Here is a 23,996-nt window from a genome sequence, read left to right on the forward strand (position 1 = left end):
CGGGCGGGTACCCGCCCGGCACGGCCACCACGTGGGCGCGACGGCGGGCAAGGCGCTGCTGGGGTCGTCGTTCTGGTGATCCAGGTGCGCGGGACGCTCCTGGAGCGGGAGATCCACGGGCGGCCGGAGCGGCTGGAGGGGGCGTACCGCGGGCTGGTCTCCGACCTGGAGGTGGCGGCGAGGGTACTGTCGTAATGAATCCGACGTAATGGGTACAGTGCCTCTATGCCGCTTACTTTTACGCTGGACCCCTCTGTGGACCGCGCCCTGCGCGACGGCATCCTCGACCTGTGGGCCGACGTGACGGACGCGGGCGGGGCGGTCGGCTTCGTGGCGCCGGCCTCGCGCGAGGCGATACGGGCCGAGCTGGTCAGGCACCTTGTGGCGATGGCCGAGGGCCGTGCCCGGCTGCTGGTCGGCCACGACGAGGAGGGGCGGGTCGCCGCGACCGCCTTCCTGACCCTCAACACCCACCGGCTGATGACCCACTGGCTGTGGCTCTACACGGTGATGGTGCACCCGCGCCACCAGGGCAAGGGGTACGGGCGCGACCTGCTCGCGGCCGCCGCGGACGCGGCCCGCGGTGTCGACGGCATCGAGGCGGTGCGGCTCACGTGCCGGGGCGGGCTCGGCCTGGAGCGGTTCTACGCCTCCTGCGGTTACAAGGAGGTCGGCCGGGTGCCCGGCGCGATCCGGGTCGCGCCGGACGACGACCGGGACGACGTGATCATGCTGCTGCCGCTGACCTGAGTGCTGACCTGAGTGCTGCCCCGAGTGCTGACCTGAGGCGTTGCGCCCCCTTGGTACCCGCTTGCACGATCGGCTCCCGGACGTGCTTCACTGGACGGTGCCCCTTTGAGACCTCCCCCGAGCTCCGGGCGAGCGGGGGACCCCCACGGAACGAAAGAGTGGATTGAGATGCTCCGCTACACGCTGATGCGCCTCGGGATCTTCGTGGGCTGCCTCGTGGTCGTCTGGGGCCTCGTCTACTCCGGCATCGCCCCGCGTGGTCTCGGCAGCTCCAACGGTCTGTGGATCGCGTTGCTGGCCCTGGTGATTTCGGCCCCGATCAGCTTCGTCGTGCTCCGCAAGGAGCGGGACCGCGCGTCGATCCAGGTCGCCGAGCGGGTGGACCGTATGAAGGCGAACTTCGAGGCCAACGCGGGCCAGGAGGACCTGGCCGACGACCGGGCGAGGGCCGAGGGCCAGACGTCGTGATCCGGCCCCTGTGACCGCCGGCGGCCGGACGCGCGGGCTGCGGAGGGTGGGCGAACCGTAGGCTTGCCCCCATGGGTGCCGTGAAGACCAAGCGGATGCCGAGGGCGGTTCGCGAACAGCAGATGCTCGACGCCGCCGTACAGATCTTCGGCCAGCGTGGCTACATGGCCGCGTCGATGGACGAGATCGCCGAACTGGCGGGCGTCTCCAAGCCGTTGGTCTACCTGTATCTGAACTCCAAGGAAGACCTCTTCAGCGCCTGCATCCGCCGTGAGGCCGCCGCGCTGACCGAGGCCGTGCGCGCCGGGGTCCGCCCCGGTCTGCCCGCCGACCGCCAACTCTGGGAGGGGCTGCGGGCGTTCTTCACACACACCGCCCAGCACCCGGACGGCTGGACCGTGCTGCATCTGCAGGCCCGTACCCATGGCGAGCCGTTCGCGGCCGAGGCCGCCGCGCTGCGCACGGAGATCGTCGCTTTCGTCACCCAGCTGATCGCCGTCGCCGCGCGCGACGCCCACCATGATCCCGATCTGCCCGAGCGTGAGGTCGCCGGGCTCGCCGAGGCCCTCGTCGGCGCAGCCGAGTCCCTGGCCGCCTGGGCCAACGCCACCCCCGCCGTCTCCGCCCGCCAGGCGGCGGCCACCCTCATGAACTTCGCCTGGGCGGGCCTGGGCGACCTGATGGAGGGCCGGTCCTGGACCCCGCCCGCCGCCTCGGAACCGGACAGCTGGCTAGATGATTGATTCCAAGGGGTCCTGGGCTGCGCGTTGAGGCGCTGAACAGCAAGAACGCGGTCTCCTGTTGCGGTTGTCGGCAGCAGCAGGGGATGAGCATCACCGGCAGACGGTGTATAGCCGCTTCCGGACCTGGGAGTTGGACGGGACCTGGGAGCGGCTGTCCACCGCGATCTTGGCCGAGGCCGAGGCGGCCGGAGCGATCGAGTGGATCGTGGGTCTGTCGCCTGGGACGCGGGGCTCGGCTGTGGCGTAGCGGAAGCCCGAGCGCGGGCTCGCCTGGGCCGGAGTTCCCCGCCGTACCGGCTGGGAAAACCGCTGTCGGGCAAATGGATCAAGATGATAGAACTACCGCTGTGCACAAGACCCTGGAGTTTCCCGATCTGCTGCGGCTGATCGACGAACGTGCAACCGCCTTCCGCGCCGCGATCGCCGCCGCGCCCAGCCTCGACCTGCCCGTGCCGACCTGCCCCGGGTGGACGCTGTCCGACCTGGTGCAGCACATCGGCGAGGGCCGCCGCCGCTGGGCCGCCACCGTCGCCGCCGGGCCGGACGCCACGTCCAGGACCCCGGCCCAGGGTGACGCGGTCGCGCCGCAGGAGCACGAGGCCGTGCTGGCCTGGCTGGCCGCCTCAACCGAGCTGTTGCTGGCGGCCCTGCGGGAGGCCGGTCCGGACCAGGGCTGCTTCACCGGCTGGGGTTACACGCAGACGCCGCACACCGCCGGTGGCGTCGCCCGGCACCAGGTCCAGGAGATCGCGGTGCACACCTACGACGCCCAGCTCACCGTGGGCGAGCCGGCCTCACTGCCTGTCGAGGTGGCGCTCGACGGTGTCGAGGAGAACCTGTTCATCACCTGCTTCACGACGAGCGCCTGGCCGCACAAGCCCACCGCCTTCGACTTCCACGCCACCGAGGGCCGCTCCTGGCGCCTCACGGTCGACGGCGACGGTGCACGGACCACCCGGCTGCCCGCTACCGGCGAGGACCCGGACGCGGCAGGCCTCTCCATTCGCGGCACGGCCAGTGATCTGGTCCTCTACCTGTACCAACGCATTTCGGTGGACTCCCTGCAACTCGACGGGGACCCGGAACTGCTCGACCTGCTCCACGCCTGGGAACCGGAGGACTGGGCGTGACGACACGCCACCGCGCACAAACCGGCCGCTTGAATCGCGAACGGTCTCGTACCGAACGGTGGCGGTCTCACTCCGGCCAGCCCGTCATGCGGTCGCTGACTGCCTATGACCACTGACGGCTTGGAATCGATCATCTAGTCCAGGGACTTTTTCTGTTACTCCTTCCGGCTTACGCAGAGGGAGTGCGCGGCAAGCCGATCGACAACCGGGCATTTCGAGCGGCTAGCGTAAGTGTGGTCAGCGCCTGAATCGCTTGTACGACAGAAGTCGCCAGTAGTTTTGCTGCCTTCGGCGCCGACCGTGCTCACGTGCCATGCCAAGGGAACTGTCGTGCAGTCCACAACGAATGCACAGGTCGATGAATCGCGCGCTCATGACGTGCGAAGCCGGATCTTACGGCGAAAGCGTGGTTCGCGACTCCCCGGCAGAACCTGCCTGTTGCTCGGGTCTCTCACATTCTCGATTTCACTGGGCCTTTTCCTGCTGCGGTTCCTCTTCCCGGTGCCGGTCGGCAGCGCGAACCAAGGTGACGGGTACCGTGCGACGTGCACAATCGGAATGATCCCCGCTACCCATGGCCATCCCCGTTTTCAGTCGTATGTGCTGCCGGAGCTCCAGCCGGCGGCCGCCACCTGCCACGCCCAGGTCATCCCGTACTGGACCAGTCAGACCCTGCTGCTCGATCTCGCCCGGCCCCTGACCCGGTTGCTGCACCTCAGAGGCGCTGTCAACCTGCTGGCCGTCGGGCTGATCTGCTGTGTGATCGCGAGCGCCGCCATCGCCTGCCTCGTCGTCGCCGTACGTGCCGGTGTGGCGGTCCGCGTCGCCGCGGCGGCGGTGACCTGGCTGATCGTGGCCGACAGCGCGTACTTCGACTATTTCGCCTCACCGCTCGGTGAGGGCACGGGCGTCCTGGGCATTCTGCTCGTCTGTGCGGGAATCCCCCTGCTGGGCCGCGGCCTCCGCACGGGCCTGCCCGGGCTGGTGCTGGTCGGGTCCGGTGGCATGCTGGCCGTGGGCGCCAAGACACAGCTGCTGGTCCTCGCGGCGCCGATCGTGCTGGTGCTGCTGCTGCGGACGGTCGCCCTCGGCCGTACCCGCGGCCGCCTGGTGAAACGTCTTGCGCCACGCTCCCTGGGCGCCGTGGCCGCTGTGTGCGTGATCGCCGTCGCCGGGCTCAGCTACCGGTCGCACAAGACGTACGACACCTATGTGCGGATGAACCCGGTGGACACGATTTTCAGCGGGATCGTCGACGGCAGGCACGACACCCGGGCAGACCTGGCTTTCCTCGGCCTCCCCCCGCAGTGGGCGAAATACGCGGGAACCAATTGGTGGACCAACAACCAGGCGTTCTCCCGCGATCCGTTCTATCGCCGATACGAGTCGAAACTGACCCTGACCAACACCTGCCGGTTCTGGGTCACTCACCCGGGCCGGACGGTGGCCGTCCTCCAGGCTCGCGCCCAGCAGTTGCTGGGCATGCGCCCCACCTATCTCGGCAGCTATATGCCAAGTGCGCATCTCCCGCCCGGCGCACAGGAGCACCGGCTCGAACTCGTCAGTTCGGCGGCCAGGAGCGTCAGGACGGCAGGTCTTTTCCTGCTCGTACCGGCGTGGACGGTCACGGCGTGGTGCGGTGTCCGGTGTCTGCGCCGAGGCCGGCGCCCGGGAGGCAGACACCTGGACCGTTCGCTGGGAACCGTGGTGCTGTTCCTCGAGGTCTGCGCGGTCAGCCAGTTCGTCATGGCGGCGCTGGGAGAGGCCATGGAGAACGAGAAGCACATGGTCTTCGCCGCGTTCTGCACCCTCATGCTGTGTCCGGTGCTGCTCGTGGCGGCAGCCCGGAACTCACGGGCTGCGCAGGCGCCACTTCTGCTGAGGCGAGCCATCGCACGCAGACACACGCACGGCTGAGTACAGCGACCGGAGCTCGAGGCACCGCTCGCCGAAGGCGCGGTTGACCAGGGTGACGGAGCCCGACCGGTCCGCCTGCCGCCTCCACACCTGACTCGTCCTGTCCGCGCAGTCGTCCATACGGCTCGAGCCGACCGGCGTCGCGGTCAGGCACAGACCACTCGCCTTGTTGACGATGGGTGCACCCCCGTCCCGGTCGTCGAACTCCCAGACGGGCCGCTCGGCCGCGCCCTCCGGTGCGGCAAGAGGGACTCCGGCCTCTTCTCCCCGCTGCACGTCGAGCACTCCCCGCTGCGAACCCACGGTGGCGATCACCCGGCCGGGAGCGGTGGTCAGGTAGCACGTCAGGGTGACGGCACAGACGGTGACGGCACCGGCGAGCAGAGGCTTGAGCAGACGCTTCATGCTCACCTCCTACCGCAGGCGGATCGCTGAACGGGCGACGCCCGACCACGGTTCACCCACCCGGGCCCGGCGACCCGGCCCGCCGGACGCCCGCCGGACGCTCACGTCAGGAGCGGCAGCACCTCGCCCACCAGGTGAACCCTCCCGTCGGCGGCGCGCAGCTGGAAACGGCCGATGTCGTCCGCCGCGTACGTCACGGTGCCCGGGAGCAGTACGGGCGCCCGGAACTCCGCGCGGACCAGGGCGGCCCGGGGAGTGCCGTGCGCGGCGAGACAGCGGGCCGCGGTCCACATGCCGTGGGCGATCGCCCGGGGGAAGCCGAACAGGCGGGCGCCGAGCGGGGAGAGGTGGATCGGATTGCGGTCCCCCGAAGCGGCACCGTAGCGCCGCCCCACGTCCCCGGCGAGCCGCCATTCGCCCACGACGGGCAGCGGCTTGCGGTCGTCCCCGCCCGGCCCGGACGGGGAGGTGGGCGTACGGCCGTCGGTGCGGTGACGGGCCAGATAGGTGCTCGTCGACTCCCACACCACCCTCCCGCCGGTCCGCAGGCCGGTCACCACGGTGGCCTCCGTGCCGCGCCGGTGCCGCGCCAGCCCGGCGACGTACACGGTCAGGTCGTAGATCCCCGTGGCGGGCAGGACGGTGTGCCGGGTGATGTCGATCGACGTGTGGACCAGGCCCAGCAGCGGCAGCGGGAAGTCCCGGCCGCTCATCAGGCGCATCGCCAGCGGGAAGCCGAGCACGTGCGGATAGGTGATCGGCAGCGCGTCGTCGCCGGTCGCGAAGCCGCACACCCGCTCGTAGGCGGCCAGCCGCGCGAGGTCGACGCGGACCGAGGGCAGCACGAGCCGGGTGCGGGGGAAGGCCGCGCCCGGGCGAGGCCGTTTGAAGGGTGAGCGCAGGGCGCCGCGGGCGAGCAGCGGGGCGAGGGCGGGGGAGCGGGGGAGGACGGCGTGCACCTCGGCGAGCGCGTCCGTGTCTCGTATGCCGGTCGCGTCGAGCGCGGTGCCGGTGAAGCTCGGAGGGCGGTCGGCCATGTGCCATCTCCCCATGGGTTCCCATTTTCTTACTCTGGAGTAAGGTTACCGGAGGTAAGCCTACGTCACGGGTGAGGAGCAGGTCGAGATGACTACCCTTCAGCCACCTCGCGCCCGCCGGGTGGCGGTCGTCGGCGGCGTGCGCATCCCGTTCGCCCGATCCGACGGCCCGTACGCCACGGCGTCCAGCCAGGAGATGCCCACCGCGGCCCTGAACGGCCTGGCCGAGCGCCACGGGCTCACCGGTCCCGGCGCGGTGGGCGCGCGCACACCGGCGTATGCCGTCCAGCAGGCCCGCGGCCCCGGGCGCGGGCTGATCTCCGTCTGCGCGGCGGGCGGACGGGGCGTGACCGCCGTTCTGGAGCCCGAACGAGGCGCGAATGAGGCGCAAATGAGGCGCGCATGAGGTGCGAATGAGGCGCGGTCGAAAGCGCGAATGAGCCGTGGGGCGGACGCGGTTGAAGATTGCACAGCCCTGGCCCCGGACCACCTCCGGACCCGCCCCGAACCAGCACGAACTCCCCACGAGAGCGCCGTACGATCCCGGTTCCAACCGGCGGTAACACCCCAGCCGCGCACCGCCGTGTGAACGACTCGGTACGCACAGCGCGTACCAGATGCAGCCGAGCAGTGCGTAGCTGCAGGCCTCAGGAGCTGCCATGCCCATCTCGTACTCGTCTTCTTCACGCCCCTCGTCCTCGTCGTCCCCCGTGCCGCAGCCGCAGCCGCAGCCGAAGGCGCAGCCGGTGGCCGGGTTCGACTACGACCCCGACGGCGGCCCGGCGTTCGTGGAGCCGGAGACACGGCGGCTGGACGGGCAGGTGCGCGAGGCGTACGTGCCCCCGCTGGTGGCCCCGGTGACCCACGGCTCGCTGGCCGACCTGCCGTTCGAGAACGCGAGCGCGGACCCGGGACGCCGTGTGCTCAGCCGCCGGGGCCCGGACGGCGGGTGGACGCATGTGACGGCGGCGGAGTTCGCCGGCCAGGTGCTGGCCGTGGCCAAGGGCCTGATCGCGGAGGGCCTGGTGCCGGGCGACCGGATCGCAGTCATGGCGCGCACGACGTACGAGTGGACGCTCCTGGACTTCGCCGCGTGGGCCGCGGGCCTGGTCACCGTCCCCGTCTACCCGACCTCCTCCCTGTTCCAGACCCGCTGGATCCTCCAGGACTCCGGCGCGGTGGCCCTGGTGACGGAGACGGCCGGCCAGGCGGCGGCGCTCGGCCCGGAACGCGAACGCCTGCTGGAACTGCGCCACATGTGGATCATCGACAAGGGCCACGTGGACCGCCTGGCGGAGCTGGGCGCGGCGACGGTCCCGGACCAGGAGGTCTCCGTACGCAGAGGCGTGCTGGGCCCCGACACCCTGGCGACCCTGATCTACACCTCGGGCACCACCGGCCGGCCCAAGGGCTGCGCGCTGACCCACGGCAACTTCCTGGCGGAGGTCGACAACGCGGTCGAGCTCCTCTACCCGGTCTTCAAGGACAAGAGCTCCGACGAGCCCGCGACGTTGCTGTTCCTGCCGCTGTCGCACGTCTTCGGCCGCATGGTGGCGGTCGCCTGCGTCCGCGCGGGGGTACGGCTGGGCCATGCACCGAGCCTGAAGGCGGAGGACCTGCTGGCCGACCTGGCGAGCTTCCGGCCGACGTTCCTGCTGGCCATCCCGTACATGCTGGAGAAGATCTACAACAACGCGCGCGCCACCGCCGAGCGCGGCGGCCGGGCGTCGTCCTTCGACCGCGCGGCGGGGGTGGCCCGCCGCTACGGCGAGGCGGTGGAGGCGCGCCGGCACGGCACCGGCCCCGGTCCGGGGGCCGCCCTGAAGACGGCACGCGCCTTCTACGACCCCCTGGTCTACCGCCGTATCCGCGGCGCCCTGGGCGGCCGGCTCCGCTACGTCATCTGCGGCGGCTCCCCGCTCGGCCGCCGCCTGGCCGCCTTCTACGCGGGAGCGGGCATCGAGATCTACGAGGGCTACGGCCTGACGGAGACCACCGGTGCGGCGACGGTGACACCCCCGCAGAAACCCCGGCTGGGGACGGTGGGCTGGCCGCTGCCGGGCACCCGGGTCCACATCGCGGCGGACGGTGAGGTGCTGCTGTCCGGCGCGCAGGTGTTCCGCGGCTACTGGGACCCGAACGCGGGCGGGGTGGTCCGGGCGACGTACGACGGCTGGTTCCCCACGGGCGACATAGGCCGGCTGGACGACGAGGGCTATCTGACGATCACGGGCCGGAAGAAGGAGATCCTGATCACGGCCGGCGGCAAGAACGTGGCCCCCGCCCCCCTGGAGAACTGGCTCCGCTCACACCCCCTCGTCTCCCAGTGCCTGGTCCTGGGCGACGGCCGCCCCTACGTCTCCGCCCTGATCACCCTGGACCCCGACGGCATCACCCACTGGCGCCAGATGAACGGCAAACACCCGGTCCCGCCGGAACTCCTGGTCGACGACCCGGAGTTGCACGCGGTCCTGCAACGGGCGGTTGACGAGGCCAACAAACTGGTCTCCCGCCCCGAGTCCGTCCGCCGCTTCGCCGTCCTCCCCGTGGACTTCACCGAGGAGGCGGGCCACCTGACCCCGTCGATGAAGCTGCGGCGAGAGATGATCATGCGGGACTTCGCGCACGAGGTGGACGGGCTGTACGCGAGGTGAGGGCCCGGCCGGGTCAGCCGACGGCGCCGATGAGGGCCGCCCAGGCCGCGGGGGAGAGGGTGAGGTGAGGACCGGTGGGGTTCTTGGAGTCGCGGACGTGGACGCGTTGCGGAGCGAGAGCGACTTCCAGGCATTCGCCGCCTTCGCCGCTGCTGTAGCTGGACTTGAACCAGGCAAGTTCGTCGGTGCTCAAAGCTCCTCCAGCTTCCTCTCGATCAACGCCCGGGACTCCATGGGGTTGAGTGCCAGTGCGCGCATGGTCCCATAGCGGTCGGTGATCTTGCGGACCTCTTCTGGGTCGATGATCAGCCTGGGGTGGCCCTGTGCCTCCGTGTATGCCACCTGCCCGTGGCCCTTGGGGGTCAACAGGTTGAACGCGCTGTCCAGGTTGGGATGCTCCTCGCGGTGCGTCGGCATCACCTGGATCGCCACGTTCCGCATGCCTGCCACGCGCAGAAGGTTCAGCAACTGCCCCTTGAAAACGGCCGTTCCGCCGATCGGCCGGTCCAGCATGACCTCTTCGAGTACATAACTCACCGCAGGCGGCGGCCAGCGGTCGAAGACCTGCTGCCGGGAGAGCCTGTCCGTCACTCGCCTCCCGATGGTCTCATCGCTCAGAAACGGGCGTCGCTGCCGGAACACGGCGGTCGCGTACTCTTCGGTCTGCAGCAGCCCAGGTACCGCTTGGTTGGCGTAGAAGTGCAACTCGACCGCCTCCGCCTCCAGCGCCGCATAACTCCGGTACCACTCCGGATGCCGGGTCCGCGCCCGCTTCATCGCCTCCTGCACCTCAGGGACAGCCGACCGCAACAGGCCGCCGGTGTCGAGGAGTTCGTCGGCCTTTTCCAGGAGTTCGGGCCGCGGCACCCGCACGCCCCGCTCCATCGCGGAGACGGCGTCGGGGCCGTACCCCACCATCTGCCCGAACTCCTTCTGGGTCAGGCCCGCCCGCTCGCGCAGCAGCTTGAGCATCTTGCCCAGCGCGGTGAACAGCCCCGTCGTCCCGTCCGCCTCCGCCGGGGTCTCCGCCCGCTGCTCGCGCTGGTCCATCGAGCACTCCACCGCCCTTGGCTCGTAGTGGTCACGGCCGACGACCCGCACACCTTGCCCACCGCATCCGTACGGCTACCGTGCGTCGCGTGATCGCCCCTGGTCAGCGTAGGGCCGACCCGCCACGCTCAGTGATGTGAATTCGCCAATCTCCACCCCCACCGACGAACTGGCCCAGCGCCTGAGCTCCACCCCGAGGGGCGCCCGGCTCGCCCGGCGCATCACCGCGCAGCAGCTGGACACCTGGGGGTTTCCGCACGCCAGCGACCTGAACGACACCGCTCAGCACGTCGTCGCCGAGCTCGCCGCCAACGCGGTCACCCACGGCCGCGTACCGGGCCGGGACTTCGAGCTGCGGCTTGTGATGTTCCAGCCGGATGCCACCCTCCGCATCGAGGTCAGCGACGCACGCGGTGACCGGCATCCGCGGCCGGTGCCGCCGGGCGACGACGGCGGGCGCGGGTTGCTGGTCCTGGCCGCCCTCTGCACGGCGTGGGGCGTCACCGACCGTCCCGTCGGCAAGACGGTCTGGGCCGAACTCCCGTTCAGCGCGCCAGAGGGGGTCCAGCGCCACGACGCTCCACGACCGTCTGCGCGAACGCCCCGTCCGGCGGACTGAGCGCCTGCTTCCCGGGCAGGGCGTCAGCCGCTCCGGCGGGCGATCAGGAAGGCCTGCGGTGTCGACTCACCGGCCGCCGTGTCCGGTTCGCGGACGGTCCGGGAGAGCAGGTCGAACCCGGCCGCCACCAGCAGTTCGGTGATGTGGCCGGGTCGGCGCCGGTGGAAGTCCAGGGACACCGGGTGCCCGAAGGGGCGCTCCAGGCGGAGGGGCTCGTCGCCGACCTGGAAGGCCAGCAGGAGGGGGCCGCCGGGGGACAGGACGCGGGCGAGCTCGGTGAAGAGCGTGGGCAGCCGGTCCTGCGGGGTGTGGATGATCGAGTACCAGGCGACCGCGCCCGCGAGGCCGCCGTCGGGGATGTCCAGCGCCAGCATGGAGCCCGGCTCGAAACGCAGCTCCGGGTGATCGCGGCGGGCGAGTTCCACCATTCGCGCCGAGAGGTCGACGCCGAAGACCGGCAGGCCCAGCGAGGCCAGGTACGCCGTGACCCGCCCGGGCCCGCAGCCGAGGTCGGCCACCGGCCCACCGTCCTTCCCGGCGAGCTCCGCGAATCCGGCCAGCAGGGCACGGTCCAGCGGCCTGGCCGCCAGTGCGTGGCGGAAGCGGTCGGCGTAGTCGTCAACCACGGTGTCGTAGAACTCGCGGGTGGCGGTGAGGAACTCGGCGTCGGTCATGTCGGTGGACCCTATCGACCGCCTCCGACAGCGGACCCGCGGGCGCGGCGCGACATATGCCGCGCGGGGCCGGAGCCCGGCACTGTCCGCGATTCGGACCCGCACATTCCGGGGACGGCGGAGCACATCGTGGGGAATGAGGGGCAGGTGAAAACGGGCCCCCGCAGGGGAGAGCGTGGAGCCGGGGGCGGGACTGCATGCCGTGTCGCGGCGGCGTACCGCACGCGTACGAAGCGCTGGCGCCCGGGACGGCCCACGTGCTGATCATGCAGCACGTCTGAAAGAGCGGGAGAGCTCGCGGAATGACCCCACCAGGAGTTCGCCGAGAATTCACCGCACGGCATGCGAACCGGGTCTTGCGCGGGCAGGCGAAGGCAGGAGCCCCGTCGCCGGACGGCGCGGGGCTCCTTGGGTACTGCAATCAGATCTGGTACTGCGCGAGGTTCGCTCAGACCGGAGTGACGTTCTCCGCCTGCGGGCCCTTCGGGCCCTGCGTCACGTCGAAGCTCACCTGCTGGTTCTCTTCGAGGGAACGGAAGCCGGACGCGTTGATCGCGGAGTAGTGAACGAAGACGTCGGGGCCGCCGCCTTCCTGGGCGATGAAGCCAAAGCCCTTTTCGGCGTTGAACCACTTCACGGTTCCGGTAGCCATAAGCCCTCCTTGGGCCCAAAGGGTCGCCCTGCTCCAGAACCTGCAAGTGTGATAACGAAATCGCCGCACAACTGCATACGTCTGAAAACGACCAGAGCCCGCGGTCACATGCTCCGCAGGCTCTGTACTGCAAGGGAAACCAAACTGCAACTTGCTGGTGAGCCTAGCATGCAGCCGACGGAATGCAATAGAGGTCAAGATCACGTCACCCGGATGTTTGAAGGCTCTGGTCAGAGGTTGACGCAGAGGGGTCAGTGACGTGTCGGCCAATCGGGCTAACGCTCCCACGGGAGCCGGGGGAACCCCGCAGGGGGCAGGGGGGCGGCGCCGGGTGGGCGCGGCGCGAGGTCTAGTCTCGCGATGTGGACAATTCTCGCACCCGGCCGCGTGTCGGCCACATCCAGTTCCTCAACTGCCTGCCCCTGTACTGGGGGCTCGCGAGAACGGGCACGCTCCTCGACTTCGAGCTCACCAAGGACACCCCGGAGAAGCTCAGCGAGCAGCTGGTGCGGGGAGACCTCGACATCGCGCCGATCACGCTCGTCGAGTTCCTCAAGCACGCGGACGAGCTGGTCGCCTTCCCCGACATCGCGGTGGGCTGCGACGGTCCGGTGATGTCCTGCGTGATCGTCTCGCAGGTCCCGCTGGACCTGCTCGACGGCGCCCGGGTCGCCCTCGGATCGACCTCCCGCACGTCCGTCCGCCTCGCCCAGCTGCTCCTCGCCGAGCGGTACGGAGTGACGCCGGACTACTACACCTGCCCGCCCGACCTGAGCCTGATGATGCAGGAGGCGGAGGCCGCGGTGCTCATCGGGGACGCGGCCCTGCGCGCCAACCTGGTCGACGGTCCCCGCTACGGCCTCCAGGTGCACGACCTGGGCGCCCTGTGGAAGGAGTGGACGGGGCTGCCGTTCGTCTTCGCGGTCTGGGCGGCGCGCCGGGACTACCTCGAGCGCGAGCCGGAGATCACGCGCAAGGTGCACGAGGCCTTCCTGTCCTCCCGCAACCTCTCCCTGGAGGAGGTCGGCAAGGTCGCCGAGCAGGCGGCCCGCTGGGAGGCCTTCGACGAGCAGGTCCTGGAGCGGTACTTCACCACGCTCGACTTCAGCTTCGGCCCCCCGCAGCTGGCGGCGGTCGCCGAGTTCGCACGGCGGGTCGGCCCGACGACCGGCTTCCCGGCGGACGTGACGGTGGATCTGCTGCGGCCGTAGGAGGCCGTCGGTGGGCCATGGGGAAGCCGCGGAGGGGCGGCCCTTCGGCACTACCCTGCTGAGGGAGGCGTACGGGGGAGGGATGGTCGCCATGCAGCCGCTCGAAGTCGACGAGCCCACCGCCGTGGGTCCCTACCGGCTGCTCGGCCGGCTGGGCTCGGGCGGCATGGGCCGCGTCTACCTGGGCCGCAGCGCGGGCGGGCGTACGGTCGCGGTGAAGATCGTGCACCCGCACTTCGCGCTCGACGAGGAGTTCCGCGCCCGCTTCCGGCGCGAGGTCGACGCCGCGCGCCGGGTGGGCGGCGCCTGGACCGCGCCGGTGCTGGACGCCGACCCCGAGGCGCGGGTGCCCTGGGTCGCCACCGCCTACGCCGCGGGGCCCTCGCTCGCGGCGGCGGTCGCGGACGGCGGCCCGCTGCCCGCCCATTCCGTACGGGTCCTGGGGGCCGGCCTGGCCGAGGCGCTGGCCGCGGTGCACGAACTGGGCCTGGTGCACCGGGACGTGAAGCCGTCCAACGTGCTGCTGACCCTCGACGGCCCGCTGCTGATCGACTTCGGCATCGCCCGCGCCACGGACGGTACGGCGTCCCTGACCTCGACCGGTGTGTCCATCGGCTCGCCCGGCTACATGTCGCCCGAGCAGATCCTCGGCAAGGGAGTCACGGGAGCGGCGGACGTCTTCTCCCTGGGCGCTGTCCTGGCGTACGGCGCGAGTGGCGAGCCCCCGTTCCAGGGCGACTCCTCGGCGGCCCTGCTCTACAAGGTCGTCCACGAGGAGCCCGAACTCGGCTCTCTGGACGGGGACGTGCGGGAGCTGGTGGCCCGGTGCCTGGCCAAGGATCCCGGCGCCCGTCCCGCCCCGGCCGAGATCGCCCACCGCCTCGCCCCCCGGGGCACGGACCGCCTGGTCGCCGGCGGCTGGCTCCCGGGCCGCCTCGTCGAGCAGGTCAGCCGCAGTGCCGTACAGCTGCTGAACCTGGAGGCGACCGGCGGGGCGGCCGGCGGCGCGACGGGGGCGCGGCCCGGGCCGGAGCCCGCGTCCGGGCCGGTGGACTTCAGCCGGGTTTCCCTCGCCTCCCCGGGAGCCGCGGGCCGGACCCATGAGCCGCGAGAGTGCGAAGAAGCGGTCGCCCCGGGGCAGTTCGGGCCTGCGCCGGTCATGCCCGCGGCACCTCCGACACCCCCGCCGGCCACCCCGCCCCTTCCCTTCCCCGAGCCGCGGGGCTCCCTGCCCGAGCCGCGGGGTTCCTTCCCGGAGCCGCGCGACGCGCCGCCGCAGGGGACCGCCGCCCCGGCTCGGCGGTCCGGGCCCGGCAGGCTCTCCGTCACCGTGGCGGCGGGCTCGGCATCGGGCGACGGCGGGCGGGGCCGCCGGATGAGCTGCAGTGTGGTGCTCGCGGTGGCGGGGGCGCTCGCGGTGGTGACGACCGTGGGCGGGGTGCTGCTGTCCCAGCTCCACGGCACGAACGACGCGGGTGGTTCGAGCGCCGGTTCGACCCCCGGGGACGCCGGGGGCCGGCCGTCGGCGTCGGATTCGGCACCGGATTCGGCGTCCGCCGGTGCGGTGCCCAAGGCGTACATCGGGACCTGGCGCGGCGAGGGCACGGTGACGGCACTCGGGCAGGACCTGCCCGGCGGCACGTACGACATCGTCATCCGCCAGGGCGGGAAAGGCGGGACGGTCGGCTCGGTCACCCAGACCGACGCCCTCGGCGGCGCCTGCGTCGACGTCCTCACCCTCAAGTCGGCCACGGACGAGGAACTCGTGGCCATCGGGCGCGGCCGGAAGGACAACCCCTCGCACTGCGTCCCCGACGCCCACGAGGTGCGGCTGCGGCCCGACGGCGACGCCCTGCGGTTCACCTCGGTCGACCCGAAGGCGGGCAACCCGAAGGCCCGCGTGGAGCGCGTGGACTGAGCGCGGACTGAGCGCGGGCTGAGCGCGGGCTGAGGTCGGCCCCGTAAAGGGGCTGGCGTAGGCTGGTCCGGTCCGTCCACAACCAATACGAACCCTGCGAAAGGGGCGCCGGTGACCGAGAAGGCCGACCTCACGTCTGTTGATGTCACAGCCGTCCTCGACCGTGCCGCCGCGGGCGGACGGATCACCCCCGAGGAGGCGCTCGACCTCTACCGTCACGCGCCGCTGCACGCGCTGGGCGCCGCCGCCGACGCCGTACGCCGCCGGATGTACGCGGGCACCGAGCACATCGCGACGTACATCATCGAGCGCAACATCAACTACACCAACGTGTGCGTCACGGCCTGCAAGTTCTGCGCCTTCTACGCGGCCCCCAAGGACACCGCGAAGGGCTGGACCCGCGACCTGGACGACATCCTGCGGCGTTGCGCGGAGACCGTCGAGCTCGGCGGCACGCAGATCATGTTCCAGGGCGGTCACCACCCGGACTACGGCGTGGAGTACTACGAGAAGCACTTCCGCGCCATCAAGGAGGCGTTCCCCCAGCTGGTCATCCACAGCCTGGGAGCGTCCGAGGTCGAGCACATGGCCCGGATCTCCGGTGTGAGCGTCGAGGAGGCCATCAGCCGCATCCACGAGGCGGGCCTCGACTCCTTCGCCGGCGCCGGTGCCGAGCTGCTGCCGGAGCGTCCGCGCAGGGCGATCGCCCCGCTGAAGGAGTCCGGCGAGCGCTGGCTGGAGATCATGGAGAGCGCGCACCGGCTGGGCGTGGAGTCCACCTCCACCATGCTGATGGGCACCGGCGAGACCAACGCCGAGCGCATCGAGCACCTGCGGATGATCCGGGACGTACAGGACCGTACGGGCGGCTTCCGCGCGTTCATCCCGTACACCTACCAGCCGGAGAACAACCATCTGAAGGGCCGCACCCAGGCCACCCTCTTCGAGTACCTGCGGATGATCGCGATCGCCCGCCTCTTCCTCGACAACGTGCGGCACATCCAGGGCTCCTGGCTGACCACCGGCAAGGAGGTCGGCCAGCTGACCCTGCACTACGGCGCCGACGACCTCGGCTCGATCATGCTGGAGGAGAACGTCGTCTCCTCCGCCGGCGCCAAGCACCGCTCCAACCGGATGGAGATCATCGAGCTGATCCGGAAGGCGGACCGCGTCCCGGCGCAGCGGGCCACGACGTACGAGCACCTCGTCGTCCACGACGACCCGGCGAACGACCCGGTCGACGACCGCGTGATGTCCCACATCTCCTCGACGGCGATCGCGGGCGGCACGGCACACCCCGAGCTGAAGCTGCTCGCCTCCAACTGAGGCCGCCTTGCTGACGATTCACGCGGCCGGCGAGGTCCGCCGCACCTGGGACGACCCGGAGCCGGTCAAGGACGGCGCCGTGGTCGTGACCGGGACGAGCATCGAGGCCGTCGGGCCGCTCGCCGCGCTCGTCGAGCGGTTCCCCGGCGCCCGTGTCCGGCGATGGCCCGGGATCCTCGGGCCCGCGCACGTCCACGAGGGACCGCTGCCGGAGGCCCCGACGCCGCGCGAGCGCGTCCACGCGGTGCTGAAGCTGGGCGCGGTGGCGGTCCTGGAGCAGTACGCCGACTCGCCCGGACTCCGGGCGGCGGCGGCGCGGAACGACGTCGTCGTCCTCCCGCACACCCGCCCCGCGGCCCTCGTCGAGAACGGTCGCGCCGACCTCGCCGTCCTCGACGACACCGGTGCCTGCCTCGCGACCGTGTGCGCGGGACGCCTCGTGCACCGCCGCCGCTGACCGCCGGCCGGCTCACCCCGCGAAGGCCCGCGCGAACGCCCCCGGCTCCTGCCGCACCCCGCTGCAGTCCGCCGCCGCCTCGTCCCGGGCGGACTCGCCCCGCTCGCACTGCCGGTCGCGGAAGGTGGACCACATCGACACCCAGGCGATCTTCCTCTGCTCGGCGAACGTGCGCACCCGGGTCGCGTCCGAGAGCGTGAGGGTCTCGCCGTCGACGTCGTTGAGGCCGATCATCGAGGTGAGCGCCATCCCCTGCCAGGCGGCCGCGTCCGGCAGCCCGAAGACCTTCTTCAGCTGGGTGTGGGCGGCCTCGGCGGCGGTGACGGCATAGTCGCCCATGTCGCCGGTGTACGACTCGCCGTAGTTCATGGTCATGAGGTTGACGGTGGAGACCCGGACGTCGTACCTGTTCGCGGACCCCAGCAGCGCCAGGCTGCCGGAGTCGAGGCCCGAGGGCATGACGGGGACGGTGAAGGAGACCTTCAGGCCGGGGCGTTCCCTCTGCAGCAGCTCGATCGCCCGCGAGCGCCGGGCCACGGAGGTGGAGCCGGCCGCTTCGCCGCCCTCGATGTCGAAGTCGGCCTGGGCGGAGCCCGCCGCGTCCAGCGCCTCGCCGTACGCCTCGGCCAGCGCGGACGCGCTGGGGCAGGTCGCCGCCAGCTCCTTGCCGGAGGCCCCGCCGAAGGAGACGCGCACGGTGGCGCCCGACGTCTTCAGCTGCGAAATCCGGGATTTCACGGCCGCGTCGCCGATGGCGTCGGCGCCGTCCCACTTCGGTGTGCAGCCACTGCCGTCGGAGATGACGAACGCGAGGTTGTACGTCGTCGGGGAGCCCGCCGAGTCGTGCCCGGACGCCGTCGTGGCGCTCACGTACGGGGCGTACGAGGTACTGGAGGCAGCCGCCGCCCGGACCGGCGCGGTGCCGCTCTGTGCGGGCTCCTCGGGGGCCGAGGGTGTCGAGGGGTCCGAGGGTGTCGAGGGGTCCGAGGGTGTCGAAGGGGCCGCGTCGGCGGCGGTGGTGCCGGAACCCGCGGAGCACCCCGTGACGGCCAGGACGAACAGACAGGTGAGCCCGGCCGCCGGCTTCAGGGAACTCCTCATTGCGTGTGCACCAGCTCTCGTGATCTCTGTCTCGGGCTCGAAACAAAGCGGGATTCCGGACTAGAAATGTTTCACACCGGGCTGGGTTCGGAAGGGGCAGGAACGGCACGGCGAACGCATGGACAAGAGGGTGCAAACAGGTCGAACCGCCGCTACGAAAGGGTCATCGAGGACTTTCCGCCCCGCCTCCGCCGTGCAGGATTTCCTGGATTCTCTTGGCGGAGTGACAGGTTTTGACTCATCTCACTGGGGTCTCGTCGGAATTTGAAAGAAAGTGACATGCAAAGCCTCCCTGATATTCCGGCAATGCATTCCGGGACCGCCGTCGAAAGCCGCACCGCCGAGGCGGGCGCGGGCGCCGCCGCACGCGCACGTGGACCGAGGCATCCGGCGTCCTGCTGTGCGGGTGGGGGAGGACATGGTGTGCGGGTGGGGGCATGGGGTGCGGGTGCGGGGGAGGAGGACATGCCGGGAAGAAGCCGAGGCTGCTTCCGTGACGCCGTACCCCCGCCTGCCACAATGGGCCCGTGACCCGCGCATCCCTGGAGAAGCAGCCGCACGAAGTCGCCTCGATGTTCGACGGCGTGGCGGAACGGTACGACCTGACCAACGACGTGCTGTCCCTGGGACAGGACCGGCGGTGGCGCAAGGAGGTCGCCAGAGCGGTCGACGCCCGCCCCGCGCAGAAGATCCTCGACCTCGCCGCCGGTACGGCCACCTCGTCGCTGCCCTTCACCCGCGCCGGCGCCTACGTCGTCCCCTGCGACTTCTCCCTCGGGATGCTCCGGGTCGGCAAACAGCGGCACTCCTGGCTGCCGTTCACGGCCGGCGACGCGACGCGGCTGCCGTTCAGGGACGACACCTTCGACGCCGTGACCATCTCCTTCGGGCTGCGCAACGTGCACGACACGGACGCGGCCCTGCGGGAGATGTACCGGGTGACCCGGCCCGGCGGCCGGGTGGTGATCTGCGAGTTCTCCCACCCGACGTGGGCACCGTTCCGCACCGTCTACAGCGAGTACCTGATGCGCGCCCTGCCGCCCGTGGCGCGCGCGGTGTCGTCGAACCCCGACGCCTACGTCTACCTCGCCGAGTCCATCCGTGCCTGGCCCGACCAGCCCGGACTGGCCGCGCGGCTGCGCACGGCGGGCTGGTCGAAGGTGGCCTGGCGCAACCTCAGCGGCGGGATCGTGGCCCTGCACCGGGGCTTCAAGGCCTGACCGCTGCGCGCGGGCCGGCTGTCACGCGGGTTGGCTGTCACGCGTGCCGGCTGTCACGCGTGCCGGCTGTCACGCGTGCCGGCTGTTACGCGGGTCGGCTGTGGCGCGGGGCCGGTCGTCGCGCGGCCGGTCGCGGAGGGCTCGGCTGCTAGGCCGGGCTGACCGCGTACGGGTCGCCCGGCTCGTCCAGCTCGCGCTGCAGGCCACCCGCCGGTGGTCGCGGTATGCGCGGCTCGCGGACGCCTCCGCCGCCCTCGCCCATGCCGAAGTCGAACCACACGTACACCATCGAGTCCCGGGGGACCTCGGCCCCCGGCTGCGGGTACTGACGTACGACGTAGTCGACCACGGTGAGGTGGAAGTCGGGGCGGTCCGGAGCGTTGATGAACAGGCCCTGCGCCCGGGCGGTCTCGCGCGCGTCCACGGCCATCAGTCCGACCAGGCGCGGCACGCGCACTTCGGGTGTCTTGGGTGTTATGTACACAGACGTCACCCCCAGCGGTACTGGAAGGGTAACCGGCCGGGGGTGCCACCCGGAAGCGCCAGGTGTCTTTCTGTGACAGTCGATCACCTTGAGTAATCGGCGGCGGTCGCGGTCACAGATCCAGCCGGTAGCAGTGCCCCTGCCGCTGGGACGTCGGCGTCACAAAGGTCTCCGTCAGACGCATCCCGAGGCGCTCGGTGACCGCGATGGACCGCGCGTTGCGGGCGTCGACCATGGCCACCACGCTCGTCAGCCCGGCCGCGCGCAGCCGTTCCAGGGTCATGTGGGCCGCCGCCGTGACGTATCCCCGGCCCCAGTACTCCCGGCCGAGCCGCCAGCCGATCTCGATCTCGCCCGTGGGGCCCCAGTCCCGCTCCCACGGCTGGGCGCCGGTGAAGCCTATGACGCGGCCGGAATCGTCGAGCATCGTCCAGAGGCAGAATCCGCGTTCGGCGTCGTGGCGGCGCTGGCGGGCGGTGAGCTCCTCGTAGACGGACAGTTCGGCGGGCTTGCCGCCCTGGAACTCCATGACGTCCGGGTCGTCGAAGATCCGGTGCCAGGCGACGGCGTCCTCGTCGGTGGGGACGCGCAGCCGTACGACGGGGAGAGCTCGGTTCACGGGAGGCAGCCCTTCAGCCGGGTGATCAATTCTGCTGCATAGACTGCCCATGTCCAGTGCCGGTCGGCACGCAGATTCCGAACTTGGGGAGATCCCGCCGTGACCGTCGTGACTGAGCCCCTCTCCGAGAACACCGCCGATGTGATCGTCGTGGGCGCAGGGCCGGCCGGGTCCACCACCGCGTACCACCTCGCCCGGGCCGGACTCGACGTACTCCTGCTGGAGAAGACCGAGTTCCCGCGCGAGAAGGTCTGCGGCGACGGTCTCACCCCACGCGCAGTCAAGCAGCTCGTCGCCATGGGCGTCGACATCTCGGAGGAGGCCGGCTGGCTGCGCAACAAGGGCCTGAGGATCGTCGGCGGGGGCGTCCGGCTCCAGCTGGACTGGCCCGACCTCGCCTCCTTCCCCGACTACGGACTCGTCCGCAAGCGCGACGACTTCGACGAGCAGCTCGCCCGGCAGGCCCAGAAGGCGGGGGCGCGGCTCTTCGAGCGCTGCAACGTCTCCGGCCCGATCGTGGACGACCGCACCGGCCGCATCACCGGCGTCACCGCCAAGCTGGGTGAGGAGAAGCGCGAGGTCACCTTCCACGCCCCGCTCGTGGTCGCCGCCGACGGCAACTCCACCCGGCTGTCCCTGGCGATGGGCCTGCACCGCCGCGAGGACCGCCCGATGGGCGTCGCGGTGCGCACGTACTTCACCAGCCCGCGGCACGAGGACGACTACCTGGAGTCCTGGCTGGAGCTGTGGGACCGCCGCGGCCCGCAGGACCGGCTGCTGCCCGGCTACGGCTGGATCTTCGGCATGGGCGACGGCACGTCCAACGTCGGCCTGGGAGTCCTGAACACCTCCGACTCCTTCAAGGAGCTGGACTGGCGCGAGGTGCTGAAGGCCTGGTGCGCCTCCATGCCGGAGGACTGGGGCTACACCCCGGAGAACATGACCGGCCCGATCCGGGGCGCGGCCCTGCCCATGGCCTTCAACCGCCAGCCGCACTACACGCGCGGGCTGCTGCTCGTCGGCGACGCGGGCGGCCTGGTGAACCCCTTCAACGGCGAGGGCATCGCCTACGCCATGGAGTCCGGGCAGCTCGCCGCCGACATCATCGTCCAGGCCCACGGGCGCGCCACGCCCGCCCAGCGCGAACTCGCCCTCCAGCGCTACCCGCGCGTCCTGAAGGACACCTACGGCGGCTACTACACGCTGGGCCGCGCCTTCGTGAAGCTCATCGGCAACCCCAAGGTCATGCAGATCGCCACCCAGCGCGGCCTGACCCACCCGCTGCTGATGAAGTTCACCCTCAAGCTGCTCGCCAACCTCACCGACCCCACGGGCGGCGACGCGATGGACCGCATCATCAACGGTCTGAGCAAGGTGGCGCCGAAGGCGTGAGCGCGCGCAGGACGTGACGAGGCGAGGCCGGCTCGGGAACGGGCCGGCCTCAGTCGTGTCAGCGTGTCAGCGGTCGTGTCAGCGTGTCAGCGGTCGTGTCAGCGTGTCATCAGTCGTGGCACCAGTCGTGGCACCAGTCGTGGCACCAGTCGTGTCATCGGCCGCGTCATCGGCCGTGTCATCAGTCGTGCCATCAGTCGTGCCATCAGTCGTGCCATCCGGGGTGAATCGGGCGAACCGGGAATGCCGGAAGGGCCGCAGCCCCCGAGCGGCTGCGGCCCTTCACCCCGTACGGCTGTGCGTGGGTGCCTCAGAGCACCCGGACCGCGCCGGTCGGCGGGTCGTACGACAGGGGGCGCTCCACGATGCCGGTGGAGGGGTTCTGCGCGCCGACGAACATGCCGTCGCCGACGTACACCGCCACGTGGTACGCGCTGCCCGCGCTGCCCCAGTACAGGATGTCGCCGGGCTGCAGGTTGGACAGCGACACCTGGGTGCCGGCCGTCGACTGGTCCTGCGAGACGCGGGGCAGGCTGATGCCGACCTGCTTGAAGGCGGTCTGCACCAGGCCGGAGCAGTCGTATGCGGACGGGCCGGTGGCGCCGGAGACGTACGCCTTGCCGATCTGCGCCTTGACGAACGAGATGACCGCCGCGGCCGAACCCGTCGCGGAGGAGGTGCTCGTGGAGGTGCTGGAGGAGGTCGCCGGGGCGGCGAGGGTGGTCCGCTCGGTGCTGCGCGAGGCGCGCTCGGCGGCGGCCTTGCGGGCGGCGGCTTCGGCGGCCTTCTTCTCGGCCGCGGCCTTCTGCTTCGCCTCGGCCAGGTCCGCCTTGGCCTGCTTTGCGGCCTTCGCGGCGGCCGCGTCACGCTCGGCCTGCAGCTGGTAGTTCGCGGCGGCCTGCTGGGTGGCATCCGCGGACTGGGCGACCTGGGCGGCCAGGTCGGCCGTCAGGGTGGGCAGTTCGAGGGTCTGCGTCACCGGCTCGGCCGCGTTCGCCGAGGAGGCCGACGCGCCGGCCACTGCCAGGGTGCCGAGGACGCCACCGGCAACTCCGGCCCGCATCGCGATTTTCGACGCGCTACGGCGGGGCTTCCGGTGGCTGCGTATGTGAGCGGTGTGGGACATGGGAATAACCGGTACCAGGGGCTCCTTCATATCTTCAAGAAACGTGTGCTGCGCCACATTTACTCAATCGGGGGCCCGAACACCGGGCGTGCCGCCCTTTATTGACGCCATAAGGGACAATAGGGACGCAGGTGATCATGCCTGTGATCATGCTCTTTCGCTGTTACGTCCGAATTGCCCCACGCTTACCACTGGTTGGGACCGTTGGCCAAGCCCGGTTCTCAGGACCCTCTCGTGAATGTGGCGGAGGTCACGGAACGGTCACCATGGCGTCCGCGTCCTTCGACGGATCCGCTAGACGCCGCGCCACCGAAGAAGGGCGGTCAAAATCCGCTCCAGGAGCGCGGCATGAGGGTGTGTCTGGGTGGAGTGGGCCGATATGACGCGTGCGCCCGGTTTGGGCATGCCCGTGTGTGCCCCCTCGTGTGCTCGCCGGTCACTCTTCTGCCGGCCGCTGGTCCGCCGGCTCGGTCGTGGTGCGGCGTCGGCGCCCATCGGTGACGGCGCCCATGGCGTCGACACGCATCGGCATCGGCATTGGCATCGACGCGGCAGCGGGTATTGGCGTGGCGTCGGCATCGACGCGCATCGGCATGGGCGTCGACGCGGCAGCGGTATCGGCGCGGCACCGGCACTGGCATCGATGCGCATCGGCATCGGCATCGGCGCAGCACTGGCACTGGCACTGGCATCGGCGTCGGCGTCGGCGTCGGTGGACGCGTGTCCCGGATCGGTGTGCTTGACCCTGTCCACCCGGAATCGGGTGATCCGACAGGCGGCCGACGTGGTCTGACTGTTCGTGATTGATTGGATACGCAGTGTGGTTCACGATTCGCCCGGCGGTTCGGGCCTCATCGCGCACCCCCGTCTTCGCTGTCCGTCCGTCCCGGGCCTGGGGGCGGGTGCTTGTTCGTGAAGGCGCGAGCACGTCCACTCCGGGGTTCGCTCGTCCCTCTGATGTGTGAAAAGCAGCCCTATACCAAGGGGTTGACGCCTCACGCCACTTTGCACCGGACGCTTGGCATCTGATATTGCGCACCCCC

24 protein-coding genes and 2 pseudogenes are annotated in these 23,996 nt (G+C 70.9%); 16 read left to right on the top strand and 10 right to left on the bottom strand.

What is annotated here, in order from left to right; all coding sequences use genetic code 11:
- Positions 1 to 31 precede the first annotated feature (31 nt).
- The 6 genes and pseudogenes from ACH4UM_RS00315 to ACH4UM_RS00340 all read left to right on the top strand — a co-directional run.
- Positions 32 to 195 (top strand): annotated as a pseudogene (locus ACH4UM_RS00315) (uracil-DNA glycosylase); the annotation flags it as partial.
- A gap of 30 nt (positions 196 to 225) precedes the next feature.
- Positions 226 to 750 (top strand): GNAT family N-acetyltransferase, encoded by a 525-nt coding sequence (locus tag ACH4UM_RS00320; protein WP_398171963.1) that lies wholly within the window; start codon positions 226 to 228, stop codon positions 748 to 750.
- 168 nt (positions 751 to 918) lie between these two features.
- Entirely contained in the window at positions 919 to 1,218 is a 300-nt protein-coding gene (locus ACH4UM_RS00325) for a DUF4229 domain-containing protein (protein ID WP_398171965.1), read from the top strand.
- 71 nt (positions 1,219 to 1,289) lie between these two features.
- A complete protein-coding gene (locus tag ACH4UM_RS00330) occupies positions 1,290 to 1,961 on the top strand; it encodes a TetR/AcrR family transcriptional regulator (RefSeq protein ID WP_398171967.1) in 672 nt (223 codons plus the stop codon).
- A 347-nt stretch (positions 1,962 to 2,308) separates the two neighbouring features.
- The gene (locus tag ACH4UM_RS00335) at positions 2,309 to 3,091 is read left to right on the top strand and encodes a maleylpyruvate isomerase family mycothiol-dependent enzyme (protein ID WP_398171969.1); all 783 of its coding nucleotides are present in this window, start codon (positions 2,309 to 2,311) and stop codon (positions 3,089 to 3,091) included.
- 558 nt (positions 3,092 to 3,649) lie between these two features.
- Positions 3,650 to 5,008 (top strand): hypothetical protein, encoded by a 1,359-nt coding sequence (locus tag ACH4UM_RS00340; RefSeq protein ID WP_398171971.1) that lies wholly within the window; start codon positions 3,650 to 3,652, stop codon positions 5,006 to 5,008.
- Here ACH4UM_RS00340 and ACH4UM_RS00345 read toward each other — a convergent pair.
- Positions 4,943 to 5,413: an RICIN domain-containing protein gene (locus ACH4UM_RS00345; RefSeq protein WP_398171973.1), complete on the bottom strand. Its 471-nt coding sequence runs from the start codon at positions 5,411 to 5,413 to the stop codon at positions 4,943 to 4,945. The genes ACH4UM_RS00340 and ACH4UM_RS00345 overlap by 66 nt on opposite strands.
- A 101-nt stretch (positions 5,414 to 5,514) precedes the next feature.
- Complete coding sequence (locus tag ACH4UM_RS00350) at positions 5,515 to 6,450, bottom strand: MaoC family dehydratase (protein WP_398171975.1); 936 nt, start codon at positions 6,448 to 6,450, stop codon at positions 5,515 to 5,517.
- 88 nt (positions 6,451 to 6,538) lie between these two features.
- On the opposite strand from ACH4UM_RS00350, the pseudogene ACH4UM_RS00355 reads away from it, so the two are divergent.
- A pseudogene (locus ACH4UM_RS00355) lies at positions 6,539 to 6,793 on the top strand (acetyl-CoA C-acyltransferase); the annotation flags it as partial.
- Positions 6,794 to 7,109: 316 nt separating this feature from the next.
- The gene (locus tag ACH4UM_RS00360; RefSeq protein WP_398171977.1) at positions 7,110 to 9,104 is read left to right on the top strand and encodes an AMP-dependent synthetase/ligase; all 1,995 of its coding nucleotides are present in this window, start codon (positions 7,110 to 7,112) and stop codon (positions 9,102 to 9,104) included.
- 13 nt (positions 9,105 to 9,117) lie between these two features.
- On the opposite strand, the gene ACH4UM_RS00365 is transcribed toward ACH4UM_RS00360, so the two are convergent.
- The gene (locus ACH4UM_RS00365) at positions 9,118 to 9,297 is read right to left on the bottom strand and encodes a DUF397 domain-containing protein (protein ID WP_398171979.1); all 180 of its coding nucleotides are present in this window, start codon (positions 9,295 to 9,297) and stop codon (positions 9,118 to 9,120) included.
- On the bottom strand, positions 9,294 to 10,154 hold the full coding sequence (locus ACH4UM_RS00370; RefSeq protein WP_398171981.1) for a helix-turn-helix domain-containing protein: 861 nt from the start codon (positions 10,152 to 10,154) through the stop codon (positions 9,294 to 9,296). The genes ACH4UM_RS00365 and ACH4UM_RS00370 overlap by 4 nt, the downstream gene beginning before the upstream one ends.
- A 136-nt stretch (positions 10,155 to 10,290) precedes the next feature.
- On the opposite strand from ACH4UM_RS00370, the gene ACH4UM_RS00375 reads away from it, so the two are divergent.
- Positions 10,291 to 10,773 (top strand): ATP-binding protein, encoded by a 483-nt coding sequence (locus ACH4UM_RS00375; RefSeq protein ID WP_398171983.1) that lies wholly within the window; start codon positions 10,291 to 10,293, stop codon positions 10,771 to 10,773.
- Positions 10,774 to 10,796: 23 nt separating this feature from the next.
- On the opposite strand, the gene ACH4UM_RS00380 is transcribed toward ACH4UM_RS00375, so the two are convergent.
- Positions 10,797 to 11,447: a class I SAM-dependent DNA methyltransferase gene (locus ACH4UM_RS00380; RefSeq protein ID WP_398171985.1), complete on the bottom strand. Its 651-nt coding sequence runs from the start codon at positions 11,445 to 11,447 to the stop codon at positions 10,797 to 10,799.
- Between the two features lie 448 nt (positions 11,448 to 11,895).
- On the bottom strand, positions 11,896 to 12,099 hold the full coding sequence (locus ACH4UM_RS00385) for a cold-shock protein (RefSeq protein WP_003992177.1): 204 nt from the start codon (positions 12,097 to 12,099) through the stop codon (positions 11,896 to 11,898).
- A 362-nt stretch (positions 12,100 to 12,461) separates the two neighbouring features.
- Here ACH4UM_RS00385 and ACH4UM_RS00390 point away from each other — a divergent pair, with 362 nt between their 5' ends.
- The 4 genes from ACH4UM_RS00390 (at position 12,462) to ACH4UM_RS00405 (ending at position 17,011) form a co-directional block, all read left to right on the top strand.
- Positions 12,462 to 13,310: a menaquinone biosynthetic enzyme MqnA/MqnD family protein gene (locus ACH4UM_RS00390; protein WP_398171987.1), complete on the top strand. Its 849-nt coding sequence runs from the start codon at positions 12,462 to 12,464 to the stop codon at positions 13,308 to 13,310.
- A 91-nt stretch (positions 13,311 to 13,401) separates the two neighbouring features.
- Positions 13,402 to 15,228 carry a serine/threonine-protein kinase gene (locus tag ACH4UM_RS00395; protein WP_398171989.1) on the top strand — a complete coding sequence of 609 codons (1,827 nt, stop codon included), beginning with the start codon at positions 13,402 to 13,404 and terminating at the stop codon, positions 15,226 to 15,228.
- A gap of 111 nt (positions 15,229 to 15,339) precedes the next feature.
- A complete protein-coding gene (gene mqnC / locus ACH4UM_RS00400; protein ID WP_398171991.1) occupies positions 15,340 to 16,554 on the top strand; it encodes a cyclic dehypoxanthinyl futalosine synthase in 1,215 nt (404 codons plus the stop codon).
- Positions 16,555 to 16,561: 7 nt separating this feature from the next.
- Positions 16,562 to 17,011, top strand: a complete 450-nt coding sequence (locus ACH4UM_RS00405) for an imidazolonepropionase-like domain-containing protein (protein ID WP_398171993.1) — start codon at positions 16,562 to 16,564, stop codon at positions 17,009 to 17,011.
- Between the two features lie 12 nt (positions 17,012 to 17,023).
- On the opposite strand, the gene ACH4UM_RS00410 is transcribed toward ACH4UM_RS00405, so the two are convergent.
- A complete protein-coding gene (locus ACH4UM_RS00410) occupies positions 17,024 to 18,112 on the bottom strand; it encodes a hydrolase (protein ID WP_398171995.1) in 1,089 nt (362 codons plus the stop codon).
- Positions 18,113 to 18,639: 527 nt separating this feature from the next.
- Here ACH4UM_RS00410 and ACH4UM_RS00415 point away from each other — a divergent pair.
- Positions 18,640 to 19,332 (top strand): demethylmenaquinone methyltransferase, encoded by a 693-nt coding sequence (locus ACH4UM_RS00415; protein WP_398171997.1) that lies wholly within the window; start codon positions 18,640 to 18,642, stop codon positions 19,330 to 19,332.
- Between the two features lie 148 nt (positions 19,333 to 19,480).
- On the opposite strand, the gene ACH4UM_RS00420 is transcribed toward ACH4UM_RS00415, so the two are convergent.
- The gene (locus ACH4UM_RS00420) at positions 19,481 to 19,789 is read right to left on the bottom strand and encodes a PASTA domain-containing protein (protein ID WP_398173530.1); all 309 of its coding nucleotides are present in this window, start codon (positions 19,787 to 19,789) and stop codon (positions 19,481 to 19,483) included.
- Between the two features lie 139 nt (positions 19,790 to 19,928).
- Positions 19,929 to 20,435, bottom strand: coding sequence for a GNAT family N-acetyltransferase (locus tag ACH4UM_RS00425; RefSeq protein ID WP_398171999.1), 507 nt, complete (start codon positions 20,433 to 20,435; stop codon positions 19,929 to 19,931).
- 99 nt (positions 20,436 to 20,534) lie between these two features.
- Here ACH4UM_RS00425 and ACH4UM_RS00430 point away from each other — a divergent pair, with 99 nt between their 5' ends.
- Positions 20,535 to 21,827, top strand: coding sequence for a geranylgeranyl reductase family protein (locus tag ACH4UM_RS00430; protein WP_398172001.1), 1,293 nt, complete (start codon positions 20,535 to 20,537; stop codon positions 21,825 to 21,827).
- Positions 21,828 to 22,137: 310 nt separating this feature from the next.
- Here ACH4UM_RS00430 and ACH4UM_RS00435 read toward each other — a convergent pair whose 3' ends face one another.
- Positions 22,138 to 22,953 carry a C40 family peptidase gene (locus ACH4UM_RS00435; RefSeq protein ID WP_398172003.1) on the bottom strand — a complete coding sequence of 272 codons (816 nt, stop codon included), beginning with the start codon at positions 22,951 to 22,953 and terminating at the stop codon, positions 22,138 to 22,140.
- Between the two features lie 643 nt (positions 22,954 to 23,596).
- Here ACH4UM_RS00435 and ACH4UM_RS00440 point away from each other — a divergent pair.
- Positions 23,597 to 23,746 carry a hypothetical protein gene (locus ACH4UM_RS00440; protein WP_398172005.1) on the top strand — a complete coding sequence of 50 codons (150 nt, stop codon included), beginning with the start codon at positions 23,597 to 23,599 and terminating at the stop codon, positions 23,744 to 23,746.
- The last annotated feature ends 250 nt before the right edge of the window (positions 23,747 to 23,996 follow it).

Source organism: Streptomyces sp. NPDC020801, from assembly GCF_044334385.1.
Taxonomy (GTDB): Bacteria; Actinomycetota; Actinomycetes; order Streptomycetales; family Streptomycetaceae; genus Streptomyces.

Coding starts and splice junctions, on each gene's coding strand:
- ACH4UM_RS00320 (WP_398171963.1), top strand. CDS start 226: ATGCCGCTTACTTTTACGCTGGACCCCTCTGTGGACCGCGCCCTGCGC.
- ACH4UM_RS00325 (WP_398171965.1), top strand. CDS start 919: ATGCTCCGCTACACGCTGATGCGCCTCGGGATCTTCGTGGGCTGCCTC.
- ACH4UM_RS00330 (WP_398171967.1), top strand. CDS start 1,290: ATGGGTGCCGTGAAGACCAAGCGGATGCCGAGGGCGGTTCGCGAACAG.
- ACH4UM_RS00340 (WP_398171971.1), top strand. CDS start 3,650: ATGATCCCCGCTACCCATGGCCATCCCCGTTTTCAGTCGTATGTGCTG.
- ACH4UM_RS00345 (WP_398171973.1), bottom strand. CDS start 5,413: ATGAAGCGTCTGCTCAAGCCTCTGCTCGCCGGTGCCGTCACCGTCTGT.
- ACH4UM_RS00350 (WP_398171975.1), bottom strand. CDS start 6,450: ATGGCCGACCGCCCTCCGAGCTTCACCGGCACCGCGCTCGACGCGACC.
- ACH4UM_RS00360 (WP_398171977.1), top strand. CDS start 7,110: ATGCCCATCTCGTACTCGTCTTCTTCACGCCCCTCGTCCTCGTCGTCC.
- ACH4UM_RS00370 (WP_398171981.1), bottom strand. CDS start 10,154: ATGGACCAGCGCGAGCAGCGGGCGGAGACCCCGGCGGAGGCGGACGGG.
- ACH4UM_RS00380 (WP_398171985.1), bottom strand. CDS start 11,447: ATGACCGACGCCGAGTTCCTCACCGCCACCCGCGAGTTCTACGACACC.
- ACH4UM_RS00385 (WP_003992177.1), bottom strand. CDS start 12,099: ATGGCTACCGGAACCGTGAAGTGGTTCAACGCCGAAAAGGGCTTTGGC.
- ACH4UM_RS00395 (WP_398171989.1), top strand. CDS start 13,402: ATGCAGCCGCTCGAAGTCGACGAGCCCACCGCCGTGGGTCCCTACCGG.
- ACH4UM_RS00410 (WP_398171995.1), bottom strand. CDS start 18,112: ATGAGGAGTTCCCTGAAGCCGGCGGCCGGGCTCACCTGTCTGTTCGTC.
- ACH4UM_RS00435 (WP_398172003.1), bottom strand. CDS start 22,953: ATGTCCCACACCGCTCACATACGCAGCCACCGGAAGCCCCGCCGTAGC.
- ACH4UM_RS00440 (WP_398172005.1), top strand. CDS start 23,597: ATGCGCATCGGCATCGGCATCGGCGCAGCACTGGCACTGGCACTGGCA.